This window comes from Bartonella sp. AC535YNZD, from assembly GCF_042196625.1.
Lineage (GTDB): Bacteria > Pseudomonadota > Alphaproteobacteria > Rhizobiales > Rhizobiaceae > Bartonella.
Genome location: NZ_JBHIQP010000002.1, coordinates 324918 through 333837, shown reverse-complemented (window position 1 = coordinate 333837; position 8920 = coordinate 324918). Strand labels below are relative to the sequence as shown.

General features: G+C 40.5%; 9 protein-coding genes and 1 tRNA gene. 7 read left to right on the top strand and 3 right to left on the bottom strand.

Features of this window, described 5'->3' with window-relative positions:
• Positions 1–236: 236 nt before the first annotated feature.
• From ACFIM8_RS02620 to ACFIM8_RS02590, 7 genes are all read left to right on the top strand, one after another.
• Positions 237–428: a hypothetical protein gene (locus ACFIM8_RS02620; protein WP_375614446.1), complete on the top strand. Its 192-nt coding sequence runs from the start codon at positions 237–239 to the stop codon at positions 426–428.
• Between the two features lie 85 nt (positions 429–513).
• Entirely contained in the window at positions 514–1596 is a 1083-nt protein-coding gene (locus ACFIM8_RS02615) for a quinone-dependent dihydroorotate dehydrogenase (protein WP_375614445.1), read from the top strand.
• A 138-nt stretch (positions 1597–1734) separates the two neighbouring features.
• A tRNA-His gene (locus ACFIM8_RS02610) sits at positions 1735–1811 on the top strand.
• Positions 1812–1836: 25 nt separating this feature from the next.
• Positions 1837–1977, top strand: coding sequence for a hypothetical protein (locus tag ACFIM8_RS02605; protein WP_375606462.1), 141 nt, complete (start codon positions 1837–1839; stop codon positions 1975–1977).
• 122 nt (positions 1978–2099) lie between these two features.
• Positions 2100–3443, top strand: coding sequence for an MATE family efflux transporter (locus ACFIM8_RS02600; protein ID WP_375614444.1), 1344 nt, complete (start codon positions 2100–2102; stop codon positions 3441–3443).
• A gap of 260 nt (positions 3444–3703) precedes the next feature.
• Positions 3704–4042 carry an NADPH-dependent FMN reductase gene (locus ACFIM8_RS02595; protein ID WP_375609061.1) on the top strand — a complete coding sequence of 113 codons (339 nt, stop codon included), beginning with the start codon at positions 3704–3706 and terminating at the stop codon, positions 4040–4042.
• A 558-nt stretch (positions 4043–4600) separates the two neighbouring features.
• Positions 4601–4990: a hypothetical protein gene (locus ACFIM8_RS02590; RefSeq protein WP_375606459.1), complete on the top strand. Its 390-nt coding sequence runs from the start codon at positions 4601–4603 to the stop codon at positions 4988–4990.
• Positions 4991–5036: 46 nt separating this feature from the next.
• Here ACFIM8_RS02590 and ACFIM8_RS02585 read toward each other — a convergent pair whose 3' ends face one another.
• From ACFIM8_RS02585 to ACFIM8_RS02575, 3 genes are all read right to left on the bottom strand, one after another.
• Positions 5037–5183: a hypothetical protein gene (locus tag ACFIM8_RS02585; RefSeq protein WP_375608561.1), complete on the bottom strand. Its 147-nt coding sequence runs from the start codon at positions 5181–5183 to the stop codon at positions 5037–5039.
• 781 nt (positions 5184–5964) lie between these two features.
• A complete protein-coding gene (locus ACFIM8_RS02580) occupies positions 5965–7185 on the bottom strand; it encodes an MFS transporter (RefSeq protein WP_375614152.1) in 1221 nt (406 codons plus the stop codon).
• 10 nt (positions 7186–7195) lie between these two features.
• Entirely contained in the window at positions 7196–8617 is a 1422-nt protein-coding gene (locus ACFIM8_RS02575) for a coproporphyrinogen-III oxidase family protein (protein ID WP_375614443.1), read from the bottom strand.
• Positions 8618–8920: the final 303 nt, after the last annotated feature.

Sequence of the window (8920 nt, the reverse complement as noted above, 5' to 3'; positions counted from 1 at the left end):
ACGTGCAAGCGAATGGTTTTGATTGATTCAAGATAAACAGATTTGAAATGAGACAATCTTACGATATTCGGGATTCTCATTCAATATGAATAACGATTAATTATCATTAAAATCAATATATTATATGATATTAGACAAAGTAACTTTGAGAATAGAGATAATTTTTTTGCCTTTTAAAGGGGGGGTATAAGCTTACCTATAAGAAAGAAGAGAAAGGCTTTGGTGAAGAGCCATTGATGTCTCAATTTGTGCTGCATTTTATAAGGTTTAGGTTTGAAAGTTTATCTCTGAACAGTAGCAAAAAAGAGAAACGTTTTTTAAAGAATAAAAAGTTTTTACACGGTATGCATCAATATAAATGTGTATGGTTATTAATGGATTTTTATGCTGAAGTTTCTTATAGAAGAGAGCAAGTATTATTTGGATAATATGCTCTCTTTGATTGGTAATCTTTTGTGTTAAAAGATATAGGTGAGGTGCGATGGATCATTTTTATGTTGTGGAGAAGGATTGATGAGTTTTTTTCGTTGTATTGGCCGTTCTGCCTTATTTATGTTGGATCCAGAGCAAGCACACGGTTTAGCGATTCTCGGGCTGAAAAGTGGATTAAATGGCTGTCAAAAGGTTATCGATAAACGTTTGTGTGTAACTGTTGCTGGGCTTGAGTTTGAAAATTTTATTGGTCTTGCAGCGGGGTTTGATAAAAATGCAGAGGTTGTGGATGGTGTTTTTCGTTTAGGATTTGGTTTTACAGAAATTGGGACAGTGACACCAAAGCCTCAGATTGGAAATTCTAAACCACGACTCTTTCGTTTAAAAGAAGATGAAGCAATTATTAATAGAATGGGTTTTAATAATGATGGACATCAAGTTGTTTACAACAGATTGCGCGCGCGTAAAAAAACTGGTGTTGTAGGCGTTAACATTGGAGCCAATAAGGATACGGTTAATAAGATTGGTGATTATACTGTTGGTATTGCTCATTTTTATGATGTTGCTGATTATTTTACGGTTAATATTTCTTCTCCTAATACACCAGGCTTACGTGATTTACAGGCCCGTGACAGTTTGCATCTTTTGTTGAGTGCAATTTCGCAAGTGCGAAATGAGCAAGAGAAAAAGCATGGATTCTCCATTCCCATTTTTTTAAAAATTGCTCCTGATTTATCAGAGAAAGAATTAGATGATGTTGCTGAAGAAATAAAGCTTTCTAATTTTAATGGGCTGATTGTTTCTAACACAACTCTTTCACGCCAGGGGCTTAGCAATAGTCACCTCAGCAATGAAGAGGGAGGGCTTTCTGGACGTCCACTTTTTGAACGTTCTACTATTGTGCTTGCAAAAATGCGTCAAAAGTTAGGGAAGGAGATTGCAATTATCGGTGTTGGCGGTGTAAAGGACGCACAAACTGCTTTGGAAAAAGTAAAAGCTGGTGCAGATTTGATTCAATTATACAGTGGGATGGTTTATGAAGGTCCAGATCTTGTCATAACTATTCTGCAAGAGATTTTGCAGATGATGCAACAAGATGGAGTTGATAACATAAAAAGCTATCGTGATCATAGTCTTGAGCATTGGGCAAAATTTCCTTTGTAAAAAACGCTTTTTTCTTCACAAAAAATTGCGAGATTTTTTTAAAGGGGCTTGCAAACTTTGTTGATTTTCCTTATGTCACATAAGCAAAGGATAAATGTTTACAAAATCGTGAACAGTTATGGTACATTTTCTTTTTATGCGGTTGTAGCTCAGTTGGTTAGAGCGCTGGTTTGTGGCACCAGAGGTCGTAGGTTCAAATCCCACCAACCGTACCAAAAAATTTTATTGGAAATACTGAAAATGGATGTGCAAGATGAACAAACGCTTGCTAAGAGTATTGTATCACCGACTGTAACTGCTTGGGGGTATAATGTTGTACAAAAAACGCATGGCATTCCAAAAAAAACAATAAGGCGCATTGCGCTTCTCCTCTTACCTTAATGCGTTTTCATTATGCATCTTTTACACAAGATTTGCGATGGAAAGATTTTACGGAACAAATCAATTGTTTTGTTTAAAAGATCCGAGCTTCATACACTTTTCAATATGGAAGGGTATTCACAATGTTTGTTGTGATGAAGCAATTGCTATCTCTTGGCATGCCACTGGCTGTTGGGTTTATCTCTCAGATGATGATTTCCTTCACAGAAGCAGCGCTTGTAGCGCATTTAGGCGTGCAAGCCTTGAGTGGTACAATGTTAGCTCTGAGTATATTTAGTTTTGTTATGTTGTTTGGGCTAGGTATTATTACCGCGGTTGCACCAAAACTTGCGGAAAGTTTTCGTAGACAAGATAGATATGCATTAAAGGCATGGTTTGATCAAGGAATAGGGCTTTCCCTTTTGATTGGAACGGTGAGTGCGATCATTTTACTCAACACGAGGAATATTTTGTGTTTTCTCGGCCAAGATGGGACAATTGCCAATATAGCGCAGGAATATAATAGTGGTGCTGCTATAGGAGTGGTGTTTTTTTATCTTTATGTGAATAGCCGGGGATTGCTGTCAGCAATTGGTAATCCACAGCCTTTAACCTGGGTTATGCTTGCAGCTATCATCGTGAATTTTTTTATCTCTTGGCCGCTTATTTTTGGTATAGGTTCTGCGAGCGGATTAGGTGTCTTTGGTGCTGGAGTTGCGAGCAGTTTGATCCGTATTTTAATTGTTATCGCTGCGGCAATAATTTTGTCCCGCAATTCTGCTTTTCATTCTTTTCGCTTTAATTATTTGAGACCAAAGTTAGAGATTTCACGAATAATAAAATTGCTGCGAGTAGGGCTACCCATTGGTATACGTATTCTTATTGCGGAAGGCTTTCCTTCGGTCATTGCATTTATGATTACGGCTTATGGGGTCGAATCTTTGGCTGCACATACGATAGGGATGCGTCTCGATATGCTTATTTCTGTGGTGGCTTTGGGAATTTCCAGCGCAGCTGCGACAATAGCAGCGTGGTATAGAGCAGATAGGAATAATATGGCTCTAAAACAGTTGCGTATAAGTGTCACAGTTTTTGCTGTAGCTTATGTCTTATTTTTATCAGTGGTTGTTTATCTCTCTTATGAATTTATCCTTACAACTATCTTTAATATTTCTTCAGAACGCATTATTGTTTTCTCTTGGGAGTTGCTTCCGTTCATCTTATTGTCTTTTGCTTTTGGCACTTTAGGAGCTATGCTCAATGGCATACTTGTGGGTTTGCTTGATACGTTTTGGTCAATAATTGTTGTAGCAATAAGTTATTGGGGGTTAGGCCTATTGGGGGGAGCGCTAATGGCGCATTTTTTTGAATATGACTTTATTGGCTATTGGCTTGGCATGATTGGTGCAAGCTTAATCGTTTCTATCTTTAATTATATGCGCGTGGGTTATTTAATAAAATGCAATCCTATGTTTGGGGTAGAGTGAGTGTTATAAAAGCGCTTGTAAAGCACTAGCTGTGAAGGCATAGCTATTCACCGTCCATAGAGGCTGTTTTACTTCTATGGAGATAACAATATAGGTTACAAAACTTGCTTAATATTGAAAAGAAGTGCCTTTGATTGTAGCCTCAATATTCTTTATTGAATTTTAAAATAATATGGATTTATTAAAATCATTCAGCTTCAATTTAAGAGTAAGTTCGGTAGATTGGAAGAGTTTAATACCTTAAAAAATGACGAGAAAAAATGTGCTTATATTCATACGCCGTTGAGGAGGCATTTAAAAAAGTTGTTGTTTTTATAAGTTATTACAATACAATCAGCGGTGCTGAAGTGCATGCATTTGTTAAAACAATTGCAGTCGCTAACGGTGTTATTTTTGCAAATCCTGTTTATTACAGGTCTTATTCAGAGACATTGAAGAATGCTCTTGATAATTTAGATTATGATGCTTTTTGGATAAAGCTTTTGGTCTTCTCTCTCATGACAATACAACCAAAAATGCGCACTGCCCTGTGTATATTTGGTACTAGTTGTGCATATGCTTTATGGACAGGCACTGCAATATCAAGTTGCTTCAGCTAAAGATGGTTTTGCGTTTGAGAATGAAAACCGTACATGGAGACTTAGCAGCGTAAATGTACGGGCTCGCTGCGCACATCTTGTTGATGAAATATATATTTTTAAACAATAAGGGTGGAGGATATGATCAAAAATGATAGGAAATACCGTTATTTAGTCGTTGGTGGTGCAGGACTGTTGGCTTCCGTGTGCCGGTCATTAGGGCTAAATAACGTGATTATTGCAGCGCGTTTTCGTTCTCATCAATCCAAAATCGAGTTATTTCAGATAAGGGCTAAATGTGTATCTTGGAGATTATTATAAGCCATAGGCACAATTTTTAAAAGGGGTACCACTATGGACGTGCTTGAAATATTGCATATTATGGGGGCATTCGCCTGCACATGCATTTTCGTGTAGGTTGAGATTGAGCTTTTGGCCTTCTTACCGAAGCCGCTTGCGTATTGTTTATGTTTTTGGTTCTAATGCAGAGGATAAAATAATCTCTGGATGTGCGCATCACAATAAGATTGATTCCACATCTGTAAAATTAGGTCAGAAAAGGCGATCATATGGCCGGCGGTGGTCAATGAGAAAAGTCTTTATGATCATGTGATTTGTGAGAGCCGTATTGAGAAAGAGTTTGCGCAAAATCTCGATAACGACTCTGATGTAAGATTGTTTTTTAAACTGCAAAGAAGTTTTAAAATAGCTACTCCCATTGGCTCTTACACGCCTGATTGGACGTTTTTTTTAGAGCGGGATGGCGAACAAAAGCTTTACTTTGTGCTGGAAACAAAAGGAACGAATAGCGAGTTTGATTTGCGTCTTAAAGAAATGCTGAAGATTAAATGCGGCAAGGCGCATTTTACCGCCCTTGAGACTGGTGTGGTGTTTAACGAGGCACCGGTGATGAGTTGGCGCGATTCTAAGCGGGGGATGGTAGTAGAGAGAGTAGGGGGGCTGTGGTAGGAGTGGGCGGTACGAATGAGGCTGTCTTTAGTTGCGTACCGACAAGCTAATTTTGTGCTTTGCGAAATTCGCCAAGGCTTTTGGACGTACCGCGTTTATCGCGTAATAAAATCTTATGAATATCATGCAGAAGGCGCGCAGAAACGGGTGATTGCGTGTCTAGCTTCCCAATGCCGTAATTAAGTACAGCCACATAATGAGATAGCTCTTCAATATCATCAGTCGTACTGATACTTTTTTTTTATTTTCAAACAATAATAGGTCAGATGGTAACGATTATGTCCTTTTTATCTGAGAAAAGAGTAGCACCGCTTGCGTATATGTACGAGTAAAAGTCAATCAACATTGGTCTGAGGTAAAAACCGCCAATTATTTCTAATACACCTAAGGATTTCATAGCTTGCTCTAACGGTTTATATAAAACCGCCCTTTTAAAAGATGGATTGGGCGGCAAATTTATTGGGATATAGGCTTTATGAATCTCTCGAACTAAGCTTTCTACTATGCAGGTCCTAAGGCGTGATTGCATATATGGTCGTATCTGTTGCTGCGTTGTGTAGGCAGAGATCCTAAATTAGGAAAGGAGGGCTGCTCTTTTAATTACAAAGGAAGAATACGGCGCGTAAGTGAAGCAAAATGTATTTTGAGGAGCAGTAAAGGGGTGAGGCATTTGATGTCCAGCGGGTGATGGATTAACTGGAGTATACGTAGGCATTGCTAGGGCGGAGTTTTTAGTTAAGAATTGCACTTCGTACGCTATAAGCTCTCTGCATCCTTCATATAGGCGTTGGATCATCGCCCAATGCAACGTAAAGGGGCTGTTTTGTCTTTAGCGTTTGTTTGGCTGCTTCTATAGTGCCGCTGGCTCTATCAGCCATTATGGTGATAATTTTCTCGTCCAAAGAATAAATCAATCGATTGCGTAATAGGGTATGTGTGCCTTTTTTGACCGTGTCTTTTTTTAAAAGCAGCTGTTACCTCGTGGCAGGGTTGGGGGTGTTTATATGATCAGCCTGCCAAAGAAATGGAAGCGTTATCGCGATAGCCACCAATAGTAGTCCAGCGATAAAGGTGGCAGCAAACTGCAATGATATAAAAGAACCAAGGACGCCGACCAAAAAGCTTCCGACCGGCGTTCCAGCATAGCCTATCACCCGAAAAGCAGAATTAGCTCGCCCGAGAAGTTGCTTTGGTGTGAGGCGCTGCCTGAAGGCGGTAACACCAATAAACCATAAGCTTGCTCCAATGCCAGCGATAAAGGTGACGCCCCATACGACGACAGCACTTTTTGAAAAGGCTGGAATCAGCAGCAAGACAACCGTTCCTAAACCGTCAGTGAGAACAGCTAGGCGCACCGGTGCATAGCGTATACGCGGCGCAAATAGGGCACCTGCCATTGTTCCAAGTGCGTAGGCTGCAAACATCACGCCATATTGGCTGCTATGTAGGCCCAGATACCGACTGTCGGTAACGAAGAAGATGAATGAGGTTAGGAATGCTCCAAATACCACCGATAGAAAGAATGTGAGTAATGTAAGGGAGGTAAGATGCCGATTTGAAAAAATGAAACGAAAGCCGGCAATGATATAACGGAAAGTGATGTTTTCTTTATCAGGTGTTGGCGATGTCGGAACAGCATGGCGAGCGGTAAAAATCAATGCGATAAAAAGCACGATTAACAGGCCGAGAAATAGCAGTGTGCTATGCGCTAAAATGCTGCTTGTTATGACAGGGGCAAGAAAATAGGAGACCCCGAAATCTAAAAACAAGACAATAGAGTAGAAGGTCATCAATCGCTCTCCCTCCATGATAAGTGGTGGAATCGTCATTATATAAGCTTCGGCAGAAACGACGATGAATCCAGCAATGGTTGCATAGAAGAAAATTTGTTCGGCTGGAGTAATCTGTATCATGAGCAGTATGAACAGGACAATATGCAGTAGCATGAAGATGAAGAGAGCTGAGGTGGCAAGTTTTATTTTGTCGCAGCGATCAAGTAAAACGCCTGCAAGGATGCCGAAAATTGGCCACGCTAATGAGAAGAGACCTTGCGCCCAACTTACTCCGACTACGCCATATCCAGATTGTCTTGCTAATAGCGGGATGGCAGTGCGCAAAGCACCGCTGAGTAAGGCGAGCAGACTAACGGTTAGGCAAAAATAGCGTATGTTCTTATTGGCAAAAAGCGTGAACATTCTTTTCTCCTTAAGATGCCACACAGGTTTCCGCTGGTCCATCAAGTACGGCGGTTGTATTCAGCATGTTTGCGACATAGCCGTCCAAGATATTCCTATCTGCCTGAGGGAGAAGAAAATACATAAGGTTGGAATACCATTGCCAACCACGCTGAGTGAGCTGGAGATCGTTATCACTTTCTGCGATGAGACCTGCATCTATGAGCTGTTGTAGGTTATTGTATACAAAAGAGGGGAGTGCGGTCCAGTCAATTCTTTCTTTTTTTGCATAGCCGTTATAAGGTAGCCGCATACACAAAGCCTTGGAGGCTTGTTGCTCCGCTGATACCCAATTGTAGTATACTTTGGATTTGCCTTTAAGTTGTATGTCGGTAATGTATCCGCTTCGACTGGGATTGGCTCGTGTGACGAGTGAGCCGAGAATCGACAGTGCTGACGCCCCAAAGCCAACCACATAATCATCATGATAACCATGCAAATATTTGTGATAGCGGAAATAATTAGCTGAACTCGTTTTAGCGAGCGTTAGAGGAGTGTTATTGGCAATTTTGATATAGGAATGCCCATTACACGGCGCATAGCCGCAGCTGCGCATAACGATGTCGCTAAATAATCGAAGCATCTGTCGATGCTGTAGGCTGGACGGTTTCAACCCTTTTTGTGCGTAAGACTTATGCAGTTGCGACGTGATAGCCAGATTGTTGATTGCATAGAGGTTGATGGTTTCAGGGTGAAGCTCGCTTGCTTGCTTCAAATCGTATAATAGTTCTTCGGCTTGTTGGCTGTGCATGCCATATAGTAGGTCTAAACCGACATGTCCAATTATCTCTTGTGACCAAGCTACGGTATTGTTGATTTGTTCACGTGTTGAGGTGAGGTTAAACAATGATCGGAAACGCTCAATGAAACTCTGTATACCGAAGCTGATCCGGTTAACGCCGATCTCACGGGCAGCATAAAGTTTATCACGTGTGACGCTCTTCGGTTCGCTTTCCAGTGTAAACTCGGCTAAGGAAGAGAGCTCAAATTCGGCATGCAATACTTTTCCGATGTGGCGGATATTATCTGCAGACAAAAGCGACGGTGTGCCGCCCCCTATATAGATGCTGCGGATGGGCCCTTTAAGCGAGCGAATGAAATTTCCTTTGTTTCTGATCTCTGTGGTAAGCGCTGACATATAAGATTCGATTTGCTTAACGTGCTTGTAGGCCCCTTTCTGAAAGGGACAGAAGGAACAGATGGTTTCACAAAAGGGAATATGCAAATAAAGAGAAATGGTACGCGCTTGTGGAATCTGCTTACTTTGCGCTAGCTTATTAAAGTCTAGGTAATTGTAAAATTCATTTGAAATAGTGCGAAATAGCGGATATGTGAAGTTGTAAATCGGCTTGGGTTGATTGAATTTCACAAAAGGATGATCCACGAGTTGCATAGCTTATCTCCCCCAATTTCTTAACTCGCACTATATTATTGACGGGCGACTGGTTATCCAATCGCTCGAGTGTATTACCAAAGATTTTCACGGAACATAATGAATCCTCCTTTTGTAGAAGTTATATGTATTATACATATAACTTGTTATATGAACAGGATAGCTTGTTTAAGAGGCAATGGAAAGATAAAAAATGTCTATTTATAAAAGAACTTTCTCTTGCAGTCTTATGGTCTGATATTGTAATTGGTACCCTGTTTTACGTGGTCGGGCTATGAATGCCTAGAGCGAGAAAAAGCAGGG